The sequence below is a fragment of the Antarctobacter aquimaris genome (assembly GCF_900184945.1).
GTDB classification, from domain to species: domain Bacteria; phylum Pseudomonadota; class Alphaproteobacteria; order Rhodobacterales; family Rhodobacteraceae; genus Maliponia; species Maliponia aquimaris.
The window spans coordinates 102,334-118,438 of the sequence record NZ_FXYF01000012.1; the positions used below are offsets into that span (position 1 = coordinate 102,334).

Annotated in this window: 17 protein-coding genes; 9 read left to right on the top strand and 8 right to left on the bottom strand. The window is 66.2% G+C overall.

The genetic code is table 11. The features are described from left to right. Positions 1 to 8 precede the first annotated feature (8 nt). Together MAA8898_RS19025 and MAA8898_RS19030 are read right to left on the bottom strand one after the other, a co-directional pair. Positions 9 to 758 carry a GntR family transcriptional regulator gene (locus MAA8898_RS19025; RefSeq protein WP_094022613.1) on the bottom strand — a complete coding sequence of 250 codons (750 nt, stop codon included), beginning with the start codon at positions 756 to 758 and terminating at the stop codon, positions 9 to 11. Next, a complete protein-coding gene (locus MAA8898_RS19030; protein ID WP_094022614.1) occupies positions 755 to 1,633 on the bottom strand; it encodes a glucosamine kinase nucleotide-binding domain-containing protein in 879 nt (292 codons plus the stop codon). The genes MAA8898_RS19025 and MAA8898_RS19030 overlap by 4 nt, the downstream gene beginning before the upstream one ends. Before the next feature lie 171 nt (positions 1,634 to 1,804). On the opposite strand from MAA8898_RS19030, the gene MAA8898_RS19035 reads away from it, so the two are divergent. From MAA8898_RS19035 to MAA8898_RS19060, 6 genes are all read left to right on the top strand, one after another. Then, the gene (locus MAA8898_RS19035; protein WP_094022615.1) at positions 1,805 to 2,713 is read left to right on the top strand and encodes an N-acetylmuramic acid 6-phosphate etherase; all 909 of its coding nucleotides are present in this window, start codon (positions 1,805 to 1,807) and stop codon (positions 2,711 to 2,713) included. Between the two features lie 2 nt (positions 2,714 to 2,715). Further along, a complete protein-coding gene (locus MAA8898_RS19040; RefSeq protein ID WP_094022616.1) occupies positions 2,716 to 3,969 on the top strand; it encodes an ABC transporter substrate-binding protein in 1,254 nt (417 codons plus the stop codon). 74 nt (positions 3,970 to 4,043) lie between these two features. Continuing rightward, positions 4,044 to 4,958 carry a carbohydrate ABC transporter permease gene (locus tag MAA8898_RS19045; protein ID WP_094022617.1) on the top strand — a complete coding sequence of 305 codons (915 nt, stop codon included), beginning with the start codon at positions 4,044 to 4,046 and terminating at the stop codon, positions 4,956 to 4,958. A gap of 35 nt (positions 4,959 to 4,993) precedes the next feature. Continuing rightward, positions 4,994 to 5,794 (top strand): carbohydrate ABC transporter permease, encoded by an 801-nt coding sequence (locus MAA8898_RS19050; RefSeq protein WP_370738632.1) that lies wholly within the window; start codon positions 4,994 to 4,996, stop codon positions 5,792 to 5,794. Next, positions 5,791 to 6,822, top strand: coding sequence for a Gfo/Idh/MocA family protein (locus MAA8898_RS19055; protein WP_094022619.1), 1,032 nt, complete (start codon positions 5,791 to 5,793; stop codon positions 6,820 to 6,822). The genes MAA8898_RS19050 and MAA8898_RS19055 overlap by 4 nt, the downstream gene beginning before the upstream one ends. After that, entirely contained in the window at positions 6,819 to 7,814 is a 996-nt protein-coding gene (locus tag MAA8898_RS19060; protein WP_094022620.1) for an ABC transporter ATP-binding protein, read from the top strand. Before MAA8898_RS19055 ends, MAA8898_RS19060 begins: the two co-directional genes overlap by 4 nt. 30 nt (positions 7,815 to 7,844) lie before the next feature. Here the strand turns inward: MAA8898_RS19060 and MAA8898_RS19065 are convergent, their stop codons facing one another. After that, positions 7,845 to 8,609, bottom strand: a complete 765-nt coding sequence (locus MAA8898_RS19065) for a HesA/MoeB/ThiF family protein (protein WP_094022621.1) — start codon at positions 8,607 to 8,609, stop codon at positions 7,845 to 7,847. Positions 8,610 to 8,687: 78 nt separating this feature from the next. On the opposite strand from MAA8898_RS19065, the gene mobB reads away from it, so the two are divergent. Continuing rightward, positions 8,688 to 9,203 carry a molybdopterin-guanine dinucleotide biosynthesis protein B gene (mobB, locus tag MAA8898_RS19070; RefSeq protein WP_094022622.1) on the top strand — a complete coding sequence of 172 codons (516 nt, stop codon included), beginning with the start codon at positions 8,688 to 8,690 and terminating at the stop codon, positions 9,201 to 9,203. A 120-nt stretch (positions 9,204 to 9,323) separates the two neighbouring features. Next, positions 9,324 to 9,647, top strand: coding sequence for a MoaD/ThiS family protein (locus MAA8898_RS19075; RefSeq protein WP_141194894.1), 324 nt, complete (start codon positions 9,324 to 9,326; stop codon positions 9,645 to 9,647). A gap of 30 nt (positions 9,648 to 9,677) precedes the next feature. Here MAA8898_RS19075 and MAA8898_RS19080 read toward each other — a convergent pair whose 3' ends face one another. From MAA8898_RS19080 to MAA8898_RS19100, 5 genes are all read right to left on the bottom strand, one after another. Then, positions 9,678 to 9,989, bottom strand: a complete 312-nt coding sequence (locus MAA8898_RS19080; protein ID WP_094022624.1) for a hypothetical protein — start codon at positions 9,987 to 9,989, stop codon at positions 9,678 to 9,680. Positions 9,990 to 9,992: 3 nt separating this feature from the next. Further along, positions 9,993 to 10,244 carry a MoaD/ThiS family protein gene (locus MAA8898_RS19085; protein WP_094022625.1) on the bottom strand — a complete coding sequence of 84 codons (252 nt, stop codon included), beginning with the start codon at positions 10,242 to 10,244 and terminating at the stop codon, positions 9,993 to 9,995. Between the two features lie 24 nt (positions 10,245 to 10,268). After that, positions 10,269 to 11,699 carry an NAD(P)/FAD-dependent oxidoreductase gene (locus MAA8898_RS19090; protein WP_094022626.1) on the bottom strand — a complete coding sequence of 477 codons (1,431 nt, stop codon included), beginning with the start codon at positions 11,697 to 11,699 and terminating at the stop codon, positions 10,269 to 10,271. 137 nt (positions 11,700 to 11,836) lie between these two features. Further along, entirely contained in the window at positions 11,837 to 13,684 is a 1,848-nt protein-coding gene (locus tag MAA8898_RS19095; RefSeq protein ID WP_094022627.1) for an aldehyde ferredoxin oxidoreductase family protein, read from the bottom strand. Between the two features lie 92 nt (positions 13,685 to 13,776). Beyond that, positions 13,777 to 14,268 carry a 4Fe-4S dicluster domain-containing protein gene (locus MAA8898_RS19100; protein WP_094022628.1) on the bottom strand — a complete coding sequence of 164 codons (492 nt, stop codon included), beginning with the start codon at positions 14,266 to 14,268 and terminating at the stop codon, positions 13,777 to 13,779. Positions 14,269 to 14,532: 264 nt separating this feature from the next. Between MAA8898_RS19100 and MAA8898_RS19105 the strand changes: the two genes are divergently transcribed. Beyond that, a complete protein-coding gene (locus MAA8898_RS19105; protein ID WP_094022629.1) occupies positions 14,533 to 16,104 on the top strand; it encodes an inorganic phosphate transporter in 1,572 nt (523 codons plus the stop codon). Position 16,105: the final 1 nt, after the last annotated feature.

Here is a 16,105-nt window from a genome sequence, read left to right on the forward strand (position 1 = left end):
TTTCTGTGTCACAGGCGCAGTTCCGCCACGAAATCGTAGGCGTCGCCGCGATAAAGCGAGCGGGTCAGTTCGGCGACCCGTCCGCTGGCAAGGTAGGAGGTGCGTTCGATGCTCAGACCCGCCGCGCCTTCGGGCACGCCCAGCAGGCCCGCCTCGCGCGCCGGCAGGTTGATGGCGGAAATCTTCTGCATGGCGCGCACGGGGCGGTTCCCCAGCCGGTCGAGCACCGCATAGAGCGAGGTCGTGACCTCGATCGGATTGGGCAGGATGTCGAGCGGCAGCGTCGCGCGTTCCAGCGCCATGGGCCGTCCGCCCGCCTCGCGCAGGCGGTAGATGCGGGCGACCTGTTCGGTGTCGCCCAGCCCCAGCGCCGCCACCTCTTCGGCGGTCGGCAGGAAGACTCCGCGCTCCAGCCAGCGCGAGGTGGTGTCCATCCCGCGCCGCGCCATGTCCTCGGTGAAGGAGGTCAGTTGCGACAGCGACTGTTCCAGCTTGGCCACCGGCATCCGGATGAACGAGCCCGAGCCCTGGCGCTGCTCGATCAGCCCCTCGCGCACCAGTTCGCGGATTGCCTTGCGGACGGTGACGCGCGACAGACCGGTGATCTCGGCAATCTCGCGCTCGGGCGGCAGCGAGGCGTTGTGCGGCAGCACGCCACTGTCGATCCCGGCCTCCAGCCGGCGCCCCAGCTGGACGTAGCGCGGCCCGCCGCCGGCATCCAGCCAGCCTTCGGGGCGCAGGAAGTCGGTCACGCTCATGGCGCGGTCTCCCGGGCCAGGTCGCGGGCAAGGGCAATCGCCCCGGCCAGCGGTTCGCCGGCCGGGCGGGTCAGCCTGGCCTGCATCGCGGCGGGAAAATAGGGGGCGTAGTGCGGGCCGATACCGCCGGTCAGGCAGATCGGCTGATCCGGCGTCCAACCGATGTCGGGCAGGGCGCGCGCGATTTCGTCCGCGCCGGCCTGCATCACGCGGCGGGCCAGCGCATCGCCCTGCGCGGCGTGGTCCGTCACCAAAGGCGCCAGCGCGCCGAAATCCGTGGGCCGCGCCTGCCCGGCAAAGCGGACGATGCCCGGCGCATCGCCCAGGTCCGCCAGCAGTCGCTGCGACAGGGGCGAGGCAGGCAGGCGGCCATCGACGGTTTCCAGCGTGACGCCCAGCGCCAGGCAGCCGATCCACTGGGCCGAGGCCTCGTCGCCCAGCACCGGTCCCCAGCCGCCGGCGAACCGCATCTGCCCGCCCGCGCGCGCGCCGTAGAATGACCCGGTGCCGCAATGGGCGATGACGCCGTCCGCGTCGCCCAGCGCGCCGCGCAACGCGGCGGGGCGGTCATCGAGGATGCGCACGCGGGTAAAGGGCAGGGCGCCGCGCAGCCGCCCGGCCATCGCTTCTCCGGTCACCCCGGCAAGGCCGACAAAGGCGGGCAGGCGGGTCAGGTCGTCGATCGTTCGGCTGGTGCGCGCCGCGAGTCGCGTCAGGCCCTCCCGGATTTCCCGAACGCCGCCGTCGAAGTCGGTCGAGACATTGGCCGAGCCGGTCTCGACCGTGGTGAGGGTCGGGCCCTCGGCAAGGGCCAGCCTGCACCGTGTGCCGCCGCCATCGACGGCCAGGACGTGATATGTGGACGAGTCGCTCATGAAGATACCTTTATAATACCTATTGGGGAAATGGAAGAAGAATGAGATACCAAACAGTGAAAAACCTCATTAAGGCACTCGAAAGCACGTCGAATTCCTGGGTGGTGAAAAATTCTATCGACAAGAGGTATTAAATAGGTATCTTAGTCGTCAATCGGCGGGGGGATTCGGGTGACTGGCAGGCGCACAGAGGCATTGCACGACGCGGCGCGGGGGCTGGATCAGCGTCCGTTGGCCGAGGTCGCGGCCCTGTTGGCTGAAGGGCAGATCGCCGCAGCGGCCGTGCTGCGCGATGCGCTGACCCCCATCGCCAGTGGCGCTCTGGCCATGGCGCGCACGATCCGGCAGGGCGGTGTGCTGCATTATGCGGCCGCCGGGTCCTCGGGCCTGATGGCGGCGGCCGATGCGCAGGAGTTGGGCGGCACCTTCTCGATCCCTTCTGCGCAGATCCGCATCCACATGGCGGGCGGCCTGCCGACCGGAGTCGAGATGCCCGGCGGCACCGAGGACGACACCGAAGGCCTGGCGCAGGCGCTGGCCGACCTCGCCCCGCGCGACACGCTGATCGCCGTCTCGGCCAGCGGAACGACGCCCTACACGCTGGCTGCCGCCGCGCTGACCCGCGCCAAGGGCGCGACCCTGATCGCCATCGCCAACAACACCGGCGCGGCGCTGTTCGACGGCGCTGACCATGCCATCTGCCTGCAAACCCCGCCCGAGCTCCTGTCCGGGTCCACCCGGATGGGCGCGGGCACGGCGCAGAAGATCGCGCTGAACATGCTGTCCACGCTCATGGCGATCGACCTGGGCCACATCCACGACGGCATGATGGTCAACCTGCGCGCCGACAACATCAAGCTGCGCGCCCGCGCCGCCGGCATCGTCGCCCGCATCGCCGAGGTCGACGACAGCGCGGCAGCAGCGGCGCTCGACCGTGCGGGCGGCGAGGTGAAACCGGCCATCCTGGTGGCGGCCATGGGCCTTTCACCCGACGCGGCCACCGCTCTACTTCGCGAAACCGAAGGCAACCTGCGCGCCGCCCTGGCGCGCCAATCTGACGTGATCAAACCGGGAGGATAACCATGACACGCAAGACCCTCACACTCATACTGGCGACGACGGCGCTGGTGGCGACCGGCGCCCAGGCGCAGGACGTCACGCTGACCATCGAAAGCTGGCGCAACGACGACCTGACCCTCTGGCAGGACAAGATCATCCCCGCCTTCGAGGCGGAACATCCCGGCATCAAGGTGCAGTTCACCCCCAGCGCGCCCGCCGAGTACAACGCCGTGCTGAACTCCAAGCTGGACGCCGGCTCGGCCGGTGACCTGATCACCTGCCGCCCCTTCGACGCCTCGCTGGCGCTGTACCAGGCGGGCCACCTGGCCGACCTGAGCGACCTCGACGCCATGGCCAACTTCTCGGACGTGGCCAAATCCGCCTGGCAGACCGACGACGGCGCGGCCACCTTCTGCGTGCCGATGGCCTCGGTGATCCACGGCTTCATCTACAACAAGGACGCCTTTGCCGAGCTGGGCCTGTCGGTTCCGACGACCGAGGACGAATTCTTTGCCGTGCTCGACGCGATCAAGGAGGACGGCACCTACATCCCGATGGCGATGGGCACCAACGACCAGTGGGAAGCCGCCACGATGGGCTACAACAACATCGGGCCGACCTACTGGAAGGGTGAAGAGGGCCGGCTTGCCCTCATCAAGGGTGAGCAAAAGCTGACCGACGCTCAGTGGGTCGCGCCCTATGCCACGCTGGCGCGCTGGAAGGACTACCTGGGCGACGGCTACGAGGCGCAGACCTATCCCGACAGCCAGAACATCTTTACCCTGGGCCGCGCGGCGATCTATCCGGCCGGGTCCTGGGAAATCGCCGGCTTCAACGGGCTGGTCGACTTCGAGATGGGCGCGTTCAAGCCGCCGGTCCAGAACGCCGGCGACACTTGCTACATCTCCGATCACACCGACATCGGCATCGGGATGAACGCCAAGACCGCCAACCCCGAAGCTGCGCGCACCTTCCTGACCTGGGTCGCCAGCCCCGAGTTCGCCGAGATCTTCGGCAACGCGCTGCCGGGCTTCTTCCCGCTGTCCTCGACCCCGGTCGAGCTGTCGGATCCGCTGGCCAAGGAGATCGTCGGCTGGCGCGCCGAATGCGAATCGACCATCCGCTCGACCTACCAGATCCTGTCGCGTGGCACGCCCAACCTCGAGAACGAGACCTGGGGCGCCTCGGTCGCCGCGATCAAGGGCACCGCGACGCCCGAGGAACTGGGCCAGAAACTGCAGGACGGCCTGGCCAGCTGGTACGCCCCGCAGCAGTAAGCTGCGCGTCCAGCACTCCTTCCCGGGCGGCACGGACCGCCCGGGATCCTCCCCCCGAAAATCCGGAGAGACCCATGAAGCGCGCTCGTGTTCGCTGGCACATTCCCGTTTTCCTGGCGCCAGCCGTGATCGTCTACACCGCCGTGATGATCTTCCCGCTGTTCAACACCCTGCGGCTGGCGCTGTACTCCAAGGTTGAGCAGGAGCGGGTCTTTGTCGGGTTCGACAACTTTCGAACCCTGTTCTTCGATCCGATCTGGGCCGACCAGTTCTGGAACGCGCTGGGCAACAACTTCTGGTTCTTTTTGGTGCACATGCTGGTGCAGAACCCCATCGGGATCCTGCTGGCCGCGCTGCTCAGCCATCCGCGCCTGCGCTTTGCCGCGCTGTACCGCTCGGCGATCTTCATTCCGACGATCCTGTCCTTCGTCATCGTCGGCTTTGCGTGGAAGCTGATCCTGTCGCCGATCTGGGGCATCGCGCCGTCGATGCTGGACGCGGTCGGGCTGAAATCCCTGTTTGCCCCCTGGTTGGGCCGCGAGGAATACGCGCTGACCACGCTGGCGCTGATCTCGGTCTGGCAGTTCGTCGGCATCCCGATGATGCTGATCTATGCCGCCCTGCTGACCATCCCAGAGGAGATCCTCGAGGCCGGAGAGGTCGACGGCATCACCGGCTGGGCCGCCTTCTGGAAGATCAAGCTGCCGCTGATCCTGCCGTCGATCGGGATCATCTCGATCCTGACCTTTGTCGGCAACTTCAATGCCTTCGACCTGATCTATGCCGCCCAGGGCGCGCTGGCGGGGCCGGATTTCTCGACCGACATCCTGGGCACCTTCATGTACCGCACCTTCTTTGGCTTCCAACTGCAGCTGGGCAACCCGCACATGGGGTCCGCCATCGCCGGGGCCATGTTCGCCATCATCCTGATCGGGGTCTGCATCTACCTGTTCGGCATCCAGACCCGCATGCGGAGGTACCAGCTGTGAACCGCGCCCGCTCCAACCCGCTCAACACCGTCGCCATGCATGGTGCTTTGATCCTCTACACGGCTATCGCGCTGTTCCCGGTCTTCGTGATCCTGATCAACAGCTTCAAGACCCGCAAGGCGATCTTTCGCGAGCCGCTGGCGCTGCCCGATGCCGACAGTTTCTCGCTCATCGGTTACCAGACGGTGATGAAGCAGGGGGATTTCTTTCTCTACTTCCAGAACTCGATGATCGTCACCGTTGCCTCGCTGTTCTTCATCCTGCTGTTCGGCGCCATGGCGGCCTATGCGCTCAGCGAATACCGCTTTCGCGGCAACATGCTGTTGGGGCTGTACCTGGCGCTGGGCATCATGATCCCGATCCGCATCGGCACCGTGGCGATCCTGGAAATGATGGTCGCCACAGGCCTGGTGAATTCGCTCTGGGCGCTGATCCTGGTCTACACGGCGCAGGGGCTGCCGCTGGCGGTCTTCATCCTGTCGGAGTTCATGCGCCAGGTCTCGGACGACCTCAAGAACGCGGGCCGCATCGACGGGCTGTCGGAATACACGATCTTCTTTCGCCTCGTGCTGCCGCTGGTGCGCCCGGCCATGGCGACGGTCGCGGTGTTCAACATGATCCCGATCTGGAACGACCTGTGGTTCCCGCTGATCCTCGCCCCGGCGGAGGAGACCAAGACCCTGACGCTGGGCAGCCAGGTCTTCATCGGGCAGTTCGTCACCGACTGGAACGCCGTCCTGTCGGCGCTGTCCATGGCGATCCTGCCGGTCCTCGTCCTCTACGTCATCTTCTCGCGGCAGCTTGTCCGCGGCATCACCTCGGGAGCTGTCAAATGACCCGTGTCCTGATCGCCGGTCTTGGCAACATGGGGCGCAGCCATGCGCTGGCCCATCATCACCACCCCGACGCGCAGATCGTCGGCCTGGTCAACCGCTCTGCGGTCGACTTGCCGGAAGAGCTGAAGGGCTACCCGCTGTTCCCGACCTTCGAGGAGGGCATGGCGACCAACCCCGATCTCGTGGTGATCGCCACCTATTCCGACAGCCACGCGGACTATGCATGCGCGGCGATGGAGGCGGGCGCGCATGTCTTTGTCGAAAAGCCGCTGGCGACCACCGTCGCCGACGCGCGCCGGGTGATGGCCAAGGCGCAGGACACCGGGCGCAAGCTGGTCGTCGGCTACATCCTGCGGCATCATCCGTCCTGGATGCGGCTGATCGCCGAGGCGCGGGCGCTGGGCGGGCCTTTTGTCTTTCGCATGAACCTCAACCAGCAGTCGCGCGGCGCCGAGTGGGAGACGCACAAGGCGCTGATGCAGACCACCCCGCCCATCGTCGATTGCGGCGTGCACTACGTCGACGTGATGTGCCAGATCACCGATGCGGCGCCGGTCCGGGTGCACGGCATGGGCCTGCGCCTGTCGGACGAGATCGCGCCCGACATGTACAACTACGGCCAGTTCCAGGTGATCTTTGCCGATGGCTCGGTCGGCTGGTACGAGGCCGGCTGGGGACCGATGATGTCGGAAACCGCCTTTTTCGTGAAGGACGTGATCAGCCCCAACGGCGCGGTGTCCATCACCGAGGGCAACAAGGGCGCCTCGGCCGACATCGACGGCCACACCAAGGTGGGCGGCATCCTTGTCCACCGCCCCGAGGGTGACAGACGCATCGAGATGCCGGACGAGCCGGGCCACCAGCAGCTGTGCGACGCCGAACACGCCTACATGCTGCGCGCCATCGCCGAGGACATCGACCTCACCCGCCACATGAGCGACGCCGTCATGTCGCTTGCCATTTGCCTCGCTGCCGATGAAAGCATCCGCACCGGGCGCCCCGTCTCGCTTGAGGAGGCCGCGCAATGACCGCCCTGAAACTGACCAAGGTGAACAAGTCCTTTGGCAAGGTTCACGTCCTGAAGGACCTCGACCTCGAGGTGCAGGAGGGCGAATTCGTCGTCTTCGTCGGCCCCTCGGGCTGCGGCAAGTCCACGCTGTTGCGGGTGATCGCGGGGCTGGAGGATGCCACATCCGGCGAGATCGAGATCGCCGGCGAGGTGGTCAACGTGGTGCCGCCGTCCAAGCGCGGCATCGCGATGGTGTTCCAGAGCTACGCGCTGTACCCGCACCTCAACGTGCGGGGCAACATGACGCTGGCGCTGAAGCAGGAACGCCAGTCCAAGGAGATGATCGAGCAGCGCGTGGCCAAGGCCAGCGCCATGCTGAACCTGGAGCCCTACCTGGACCGCTTTCCGTCCGAGCTGTCGGGCGGCCAGCGCCAGCGCGTCGCCATCGCCCGCGCCATCGTGCGCGAGCCCAAGCTGTTTCTCTTCGATGAACCCTTGTCCAACCTCGACGCCGCGCTGCGGATGAACACCCGGCTGGAGATCGCCGCCCTGCACCGCAAGCTGGGCGCCTCGATGATCTACGTCACCCATGACCAGACCGAGGCGATGACGCTGGCCGACAAGATCGTGGTGCTGCGCGACGGGCGGGTCGAGCAGGTGGGCAGCCCGATGGAGCTGTACAACAACCCGGCCAACCAGTTCGTCGCCGGGTTCCTGGGGTCGCCCTCGATGAACTTCTTTCCCGCCGGGCTGGTGAACGAAGGCGACAAGCGGACACTGGGCGTGCGCCCCGAGGACCTGTTCCTGTCGGACGACGGGCCGCTGGCGATCCACGTCAGCCACGTCGAAAAGCTGGGCGGCGACACAAACGTGATCGCGCATCTGAACGACCACCAGATCACCGCGCGGCTGTTCGGCCAGCACGACATCGAGGAAGGGCAGGACCTGCGGCTGGGGTTCAAGCCACAGAGTGCCTATCACTTTGATGGCGAGGGGCACCGTCTGCGGTAGACCCGACGTTGCACGGGCGTGACCTTGCGTCTAGGCCGAACCCGGGCCGCGCGTCGCACAGACCGGGCAGGCCGGGTTGCGCGGGATGTCGATGGCCTGCCATTCGGTCGCAAGGGCATCGTAGAGCAACAAGCGCCCGGTTGCGCCGCTTGTTCCGCTGATCAGCAGGTGCAACACCTCGGCGGCCTGCATCGTGCCGATGGTGCCGGTCAGCGGGGCAAAAACCCCCATCGCGGCACAGCGTTCCTCGGGCATGGGTGTGTTTTCCGGCATGAAGCAGGCATAGCAGGGGCAACTGTCCAGCCGTGGATCGAAGACCCCCAATTGCCCGGCAAAGCGGATGGCCGCGCCACTGACCAGCGGCTTGAGGTGCCGGACACAGGCGCGGTTGACGGTGTGACGTGTTGGCAGGTTGTCGCAGGCATCGACCACGACATCGGCGGCGGCGACGAGGTCGGACAGCGTGTCCGGCCCGACGTAATGCGGCACCGCCGTGACCTTGCAGTCGGGGTTGATCTCGGCCAGCGCCACCACGGCGGACTGCGCCTTGTTCATGCCGATCCGGGGTTCGCGGTGCAGGATCTGGCGTTGCAGGTTGGTCAGGTCGACCTCGTCGCCGTCGCAGATCGTCAGGTGGCCGACCCCGGCGCCGGCGAGGTAGGTCGCCACCGGCGATCCCAGACCGCCCGCGCCGATCACCAGGACATGCCCCGCCAGGATCCGTTCCTGCCCGGGAATGTCCAGTTCATTCAGAAGGATATGCCTGCTGTAACGCAGCAGTTGCTGGTCGTCCATCGCGCTCCCCGCCTTGAATGCCCATGGGCGTTCCGCTAGAGACCCTGCTTACCTGATGCGGTTCGATGTGAGAAGACCATGCGCATTTTCGGAGTGATCGGCTGGAAGAACTCCGGAAAGACCGGGCTCATGGTGCGGCTGATTTCCGAGATCACCTCGCGCGGGTTTTCCGTGTCCAGCGTCAAGCACGCGCATCACCGCTTCAGCCTGACCCGGCTGGACGAGGAGGGGCACGACCTGCTGCCGCCCGGTGCGCAGGAGGCGATCTTTTCCTCGGCTGAGCGCTGGTCGCACCTGACGGCGGCGCCGGTCGCGCAAGACCCAAAGCTGTCTGACCTGCTGCCCAAGCTGGGGCCGGTCGACCTGGTGCTGGTCGAGGGCTACAAGCTGGAAGGCCACCCCAAGATCGAGGCGTTCCGCCCGGAGACGGGCAATGACCTGATCGCCCGGACCGATCCCAGGGTCCTGGCCGTGGCGACCACGGGCCAGCCGGCGGGGCTGACATGCCCGGTCTTCCACCTCGACGACACCCGCGCCATCGCGGATTTCATCCTCGAACACGTCGGCCTGGAACACGCGGCCACAAGCGCTTAGGGCGGGTCGGGGCACGGTCCTATTATCCAAAGGTCGCAGACAAAGTTTGCGCCATGTCAAAGAAGCCGGCCCGCCGTGAGGCTAGCTGGAGGAAGCAGGAATGCTCTGAAAGAAAGGTGCATGGCTATGGCGCTAGGCCACAATTCCGAAAAGGCGACGGTGACGGTGGAGTCCCGTCTGTTCAACAGCCTGACGAAATACCGCGGCGAACGGACCTGCCGCGAGAACTTCACCCTCCCCGCCGGGTCCACGATCGGTGACGTGCTCCAACTGTGGGGACTGCCGCGCAAGGAGGTCTTTCTGTGCCTCAAGAACGGCCGTGACGTGACGCCCGGCCTTGTCGGCGCGGATGTCAACGTCAACGCGGTGCTCGAGGACGGCGACGTGGTCGCCTTTTCCGGGCCGGTGCCATACAGCTATGGCTACGGCGCGCCGATCGTCTGACCGGGGTCTTGCCGCCGGGGCGGCGGTGGTCTAGCCGCCGCCGCGCTGAAACACCCGGTCGAACTGCAACACGAAGCCGGCGCGCGCGTCCTTGTCGAGCGCGCGCAGGTCCAGCGTGACCTGCACTCGCGGCAGGCGCACCAACCCGCCCAGAACCGCGTCGGGCTGCGGGACAAAGTGGGCGGTCACCGGTTTGCCTGCCGCGGCGGGGGACAAGTCATAGACCGCGCCCGTGGACACGGCTGCCGCTCCGGTCAGCCGGGCAACGCCGGTCTCGAATTCGGCCAGGGTGACGGACATCAGTTTCTGGACGGTTTCGCCCGGTTCCGGATCGAACAGCACCCGTCAGCCCCCGGCGACCGGCGGCCAGACGGCCAGCTGGTCTCCGTCCTTGAGCGTGACCGTGTCCCGCGCCTCGGGCGCCTGGTAGACGCCGTTGACCAGCACGAGGTGACAGTGTTCGGGCGGGACGTGGTACCTGTCCAGAAGGGCGCGGATGCTGGTGCCCTCCTCGACGCGGACGGGGACGACGTTGCGCACCGCCCCCTCCGGCAAGAATCGTGACAGCGATGCGAATAGCTTCAGCTGGACCTGCACTGATGTTCCTTTCCCGTGTCGACCTCAGGCCGGCACCGCAACCCTCGGCCCGCTCGGACCGTGCAACGGCGCACTCTGCATGACGGCAACATAGGCCTCCGGGACGCGAGCGGGAGAGGCGATCAGCCTTTCTTTCCACACACCCAGCGGAAGATGCGTCTGGATCAGCCCGCGCAGCATGCCGACGTGTTCGGTGATACCGACGCATTGCGCACCGATCAGGATGTCGTCCTTGAACTCCAGCCGGATGTAGCGGCAGGCTTCCTCGTCCACCATCCGGGCGCTGTCACCGCCTTCGACGCCTTCCCAGGTGCCGAAGGAACTGGAGATCAGCCCCAGCGTGTCAAGCACGTTCATGTTCAGGCTGCCGCGATGGGCCGTGGCCGTGCCGGTCATGTTCAACCCGGCGATGTAGCCGTGTTCGACCGCGACCGGCTGGATGGCCAGCATGTCGTTGTGGCCGGTGGACAGGTTGATGCCTTCGCAGACATCCCCGGCGGCGTAGACGTCCTTGACGCTGGTCTCGTGGAACTGGTCCACCTTGACGCCGCGGCCAGTGTCGATGCCGCTGTCCTTCAGGAAGTCGATGTTCGATTTCACCCCGGCGGCCACCACGACAAGCGCGGCAGGCAGGCTTTGGCCACCCTTGAGGGTCACGGTCAGCGGATGGCCGTGAGGCTTGGCCGCTGCGGCGGGGGCGGGGGCGGGGTTCGGGGCCGGCTCCGGCGCGGCGGTGCCGAACAGGCGGGCAAAGAAGCCGGGCTTCTGCGGTTCGGGAGCAGGGGTGGCGGCCGGGGCCGGCTTGGGCGCGGGACTGTCCGCGCTGGTGATCGACTCGACCGTCGCGCCGGTGATGACCTTGACGCCCTTGTCCTCGCACCAGCGGCGCAGCATGTTGCCGGCGGTTTCGTCCAGCATGCGCGGCACCATCCGGTCGCCCATCTCGACGACGGTCAACTCGACCCCCATCTTGGCCAGGGCTTCGAGGATGATGCTGCCGATAAAGCCTGCGCCCACCAGCACCACGGGCACGCCCGGCTTGGCCCGCTTGGCGATGTGGCGCGCGTCCTCCAGCGTCCAGCAGGTGTGCACGCCGTGCTGGTCCAGCCCCTTGATCGGCGGGCGGATCGGCGTTGCGCCGGTGGCGATCAGCAGCTTGTCGTACTTGACGGTGCTGCCGTCGGCGCAGGTCAGTGTCTTGGAGGTGGTATCGACTCGTGCCACAGGGCCGCGCTTGTATTCGATGCGCTTGTCATCGTAGTGCGCGTCGTCCTGGCGCAGGTGGGTGCCATGCTCTTCGATCTTGCCTTCGAGCAGGTAGGGGATCGCCATGCGCGAATAGGGCGGTTCCGGTTCGCCCGCGATCAGGGTGATCTTTGCGTCGGGCGCGTGTTTGCGCACCGTTTCGGCGGCGGTCACGCCCGCCGGTCCCGCTCCGAGAATGACATGATGCACAGGCAGACTCCCCCTTTTGTCCGGTCCGGTTCTCGTTGGAACCCGGCTCTTGCGATGTGGCGCGGCGAATGCGCGCCGATCTCAAATGATGGCCGGGGCGTATGCCGCCCCGGCCTGTATCTGCGGCGTCAGCCGCGTCAGACGGCGAGACGCTCCATGGTCTCGTTGGTCGGCACGCCTTCCGGTGTCCAGCCGCGCAGCTCGTAGTATTCCGGCAGCATCTTGTCGACGCCGGAGACCAGACCCGCGGCCGGGCCGGTCTTGGCCGCGTCCTTCATCAGGCGTTCGGGCAGACGGTCGTCCGCCGCGGTAAAGCCCGCCCTGTTGTTGAAGATACGCTCCATGTTCCAGATGCGCTCGCCCACTTCCATCATCTTTTCCGGAGTCCAGTTGCCCGGGATGGCCGCGTCGACCTGCGGGGCGATGTCTTCCAGCGTCCAGGCGAAGGTGGTGAAAACGCACAGACCCGAGCTGTCCACCGCCGCCGTGGCGTCCTGGAAGGCCTTGACCAGCCCGGCCTTGCCGTCCGTGGCCAGCGGGTCGGTCTTTTCCGGGATCCCGAGGATCTCCGACGACACGGTGTAGGACCGCAGGTGGCAGGCGCCCCGGTTCGAGGTGGCATAGGTCAGGCCCATGCCCTGGATGCCGCGCGGATCGTAGGCCGGGAATTCCTGGCCCTTCACCGTCATCGACAGCTCCGGCTTGCCGTACTTGGCGGTCAGGCGGGCGGAACCGAGGCCCAGTTCCTTGCCAAAGCCCTCTGCCTTGCCGGTCAGTTCGACCGCCTTGGTCAGCGCTTCGGCCGAGCCGAACTTGAGCTCCAGTCCGCCGGTGATCTCGGAGTTGATCACGCCGGTTTCATACAACTCCATTGCCGCGCCCAAGGTCGCCCCGAAGGAAATCGGGTCGATGCCCTGCTCGTTGCAGATGAAATTGGCGTAGGTCAGCGCCTCGAGGTCCTTGATGCCGGTGGCGCTGCCCAGGGCCCAGGCGGCTTCGTATTCCAGACCGCCGGAAGCGTGCCAGTACTCGGGCTTGTTGATCACCGTGTAGTGGTTTTCGTCGATCTTCGAGATCCGGCCGCAGGCAATGGTGCAACCAAAGCAGGCCTGGTTGGTCAGCAGGTTCGGCTGGCCGTCGCTCTTGCGCGGCTCGGCCATGGCTTCGGCGGAAATCTCCGACGCGCTTTCGAACTGCACGTCGCGGCTGTTGCGGGTCGGCATAGCGCCGGCCTCGTTGATGACGTTCATCAGGACCTGGGTGCCGTAGGTCGGCAGGCCCGCCCCGGTAACGGCGTTGTCCTTCAGAACCTTCTTGCCGGCCGCGGTGGCCGCCATGAAGGCCTTGAAGTCCTTGACCTTGACGCCGCCAGTGCCACGAATGGCCATGGCCTTGAGGTTCTTCGACCCCATCACCGCGCCCACGCCCGAGCGTCCTGCGGCCCGGTGCAGGTCGTTCACGATGCAGGAGTAGAGCACCTGCTTTTCACCGGCCACGCCGATGGCCGAGACGTGGATCATCTCGTCCTGGTGGCGGGCCTTGATCCACTTGTCGGTAGCCCAGACCGAAGTGCCCCAGATCTCGCTCGCATCGCGCAGCTGGACGTCGTCGTCGAAGATGGTCAGGTAGACCGGCTTCGGCGAGGCGCCCTCGATGATGACCATGTCCCAGCCGGCGAACTTCATCTCGGCGCCGATGTAGCCGCCCGAGTTGGAGCAGGCGATGGCGCCGGTCAGCGGTCCCTTGGTGATGACCGAGTAGCGTCCGCCGGTCGACGCGCAGGTGCCGGTCAGCGGCCCCGTGGCGAAGATCAGCTTGTTGTCGGGCCCCAGCGGATCGGTCTTGGGGTCCATTTCCTCGATCAGGTATTTCGAGGCGAGTCCGCGCTGACCAAGGTACTTGTCAGCCCACTCCATGTTCAGCGGTTCAGTCTTGACCGTTCCGGCGGTCAGGTTGATCCGGAGTATCTTTCCAGTCCAGCTCATCTAAAGAGTCTCCCGTGAATGTCTTTGCGCAGCCCGTTCCTGGCGCGCAGATGCTGTCCAACGACATCCGGCCCGCAGGCCGGACAAGAAGATCACGCCGGGACGTTCGGTCCCGAGGACTCGGTCCCGGAGGCGGTCTTGGTCGCCCAGAGCTTCATCTTGTCGAAGCCGGTCTGTTCCATGTCCCGGAAGGTGATCGCATCCGTCGGGCAGGCATCGGCGCAGGCCGGGTTGCCGCCGCAGAGGTCACACTTGACCACCTTGCCGGTGGACGCGTTGTAGTTGATCGTGCCGAAGGGGCAGGCGATGGTGCAGACCTTGCAGCCGACGCAGAGATTGTCATGCACCACCTTGACGCCCAGCTTGTCGGTCGTGATCGCGTTCACCGGGCAGGCCTGCTGGCACCAGGCTTCGTCGCACTGGGTGCAGGTATACGGCACGAAACGTGCGTCCTCGTGGAAGTCGAAAACCCGGATCCGGGATTTCGAAGGATTGAAGACACCTTCATTCTCGTAGCTGCAGGCCATCTCGCACTGCTTGCAGCCGGTACACTTCCCTGGATCAATCACCAGCGACTTCAACATAAGGTGTCCTCCCTTGGCTTTCTCGGCGGCCTCGCCATCGAGAGCCGTCTTTCATAGGCGAAGCCTAGCGCAACAGTGTTTTCGTAATCAACTACGACTAAGATGGGATACCCACCTGTTTTCTCGCCCGCGAATCTGGGGCTTGCGCCGCGGCACGGACCGATCGGCACACGACAGGCCAGGGATTTTCCTCCGGTCTGACCCATGTCAATGTCCCGCCCGCCGGAATGGACAGACTGCGCCTGACCCCGGGGGAGAAGACATATGGTTTTCAAGGGCTACACGAAGATCGAGCGCGCGACCAACCTGAGCCGCTCCGAGGTCGGACGGCTGGGGACGGCGCTGCTGTTCGTGATCGGCGTGATGATCTTCACCGGTGCGCGGTACGCGGACGTCGAACAGGCCTACCTGCTGGTCGCGGCGGCGGTCATCGGGGCCTACATGGCGATGAACATCGGCGCCAACGACGTGGCCAACAACGTCGGCCCGGCGGTCGGATCTTTTGCCCTGTCGCTGACCGGTGCCATCGTCATCGCGGCGGTGTTCGAGGCCGGCGGCGCGATCATCGCCGGGGGCGACGTGGTCAAGACCGTCAAGAACGGCATCGTCGATCCGGCCGATCTGGGCACCTCGGACCAGTATGTCTGGGTGATGATGGGCGCGCTGCTGGGGGCGGCGATCTGGCTGAACGGGGCTACCTGGGTCGGCGCGCCGGTGTCGACCACCCATTCCATCGTCGGCGGGGTGATGGGCGCCAGCATCGCCGCCGCCGGATGGGACGTGGTCAACTGGGGGTCGGTCGGCAGCATCGCGCTCAGCTGGGTGGTCTCGCCGGTTGTCGGCGGGCTGATCGCGGCGGGCCTGCTCATGGTGCTCAAGCGGCTGGTGTTCTTCCGCGACGATCCCCTGATCGCGGCCGAGGCTGTCGTGCCGGTGATGATCGGCCTCATGGGATGGGCGTTTACCACCTACCTCGCGCTCAAGGGCGTCAAGCACCTGATCTCGGTTTCTTTCCCGGCGGCCATGCTGGCGGGCGCGGGGGTCGGCGTGGGCGTCTTTCTCCTGATCCGCCCGATGATCCGCCGCGCCCAGCCCAGGCTGTCGCGTGACCGTGAGGGCGTGAACAAGCTGTTTACCATCCCGCTGATCTTTGCCGCCGCCCTGCTGAGCTTTGCCCACGGGGCCAACGACGTGGCCAACGCGGTGGGACCGCTGGCCGGGGTCGTCGATGTGCTGTCGGCGGGCGAGGGGGGCGGTATCGTCGCCATCCCGCTCTGGGTGTTGTGCATCGGCGCGCTGGGCATCTCGGTCGGGCTTGCGCTGTTCGGGCCGAAACTGATCCGCACGGTGGGATCGGAGATCACCGAACTGGACCGCGCCCGCGCCTTCTGCATCGCGCTGTCCGCCGCGATCACGGTCATCGTCGCAAGCCAACTGGGCATGCCGATCAGTTCGACCCATGTCGCGCTGGGCGCAGTCTTTGGCGTCGGTTTCCTGCGCGAATGGCTGGACCAGCGGATCGGCACGGTGGCCGAGTCGGTGCTGGCCCGTCACCATGGCGAGCCCGACTATGCCGAGGTCGAGGCGGTGTTATGGGACTTCCGCAACGCGCCGATGGACGAAAAGCAGCGCATCCTCCAGGCACTCAAGGCCATGGGCCCGGAGGCGGTCATCGACGCCGCCCAGCGCAAGGAACTGAAGCGCGCGCTCAAGCGCGAACTGGTCAGCCGCAGTTTGCTGCTCAAGATCGTGTCGGCGTGGATCATCACGCTGCCGGTCTCGGGGGTTCTGGCGGCGCTGTTCTACTTCGTGCTGCGCGGGATGCTGTTGCCTTGAA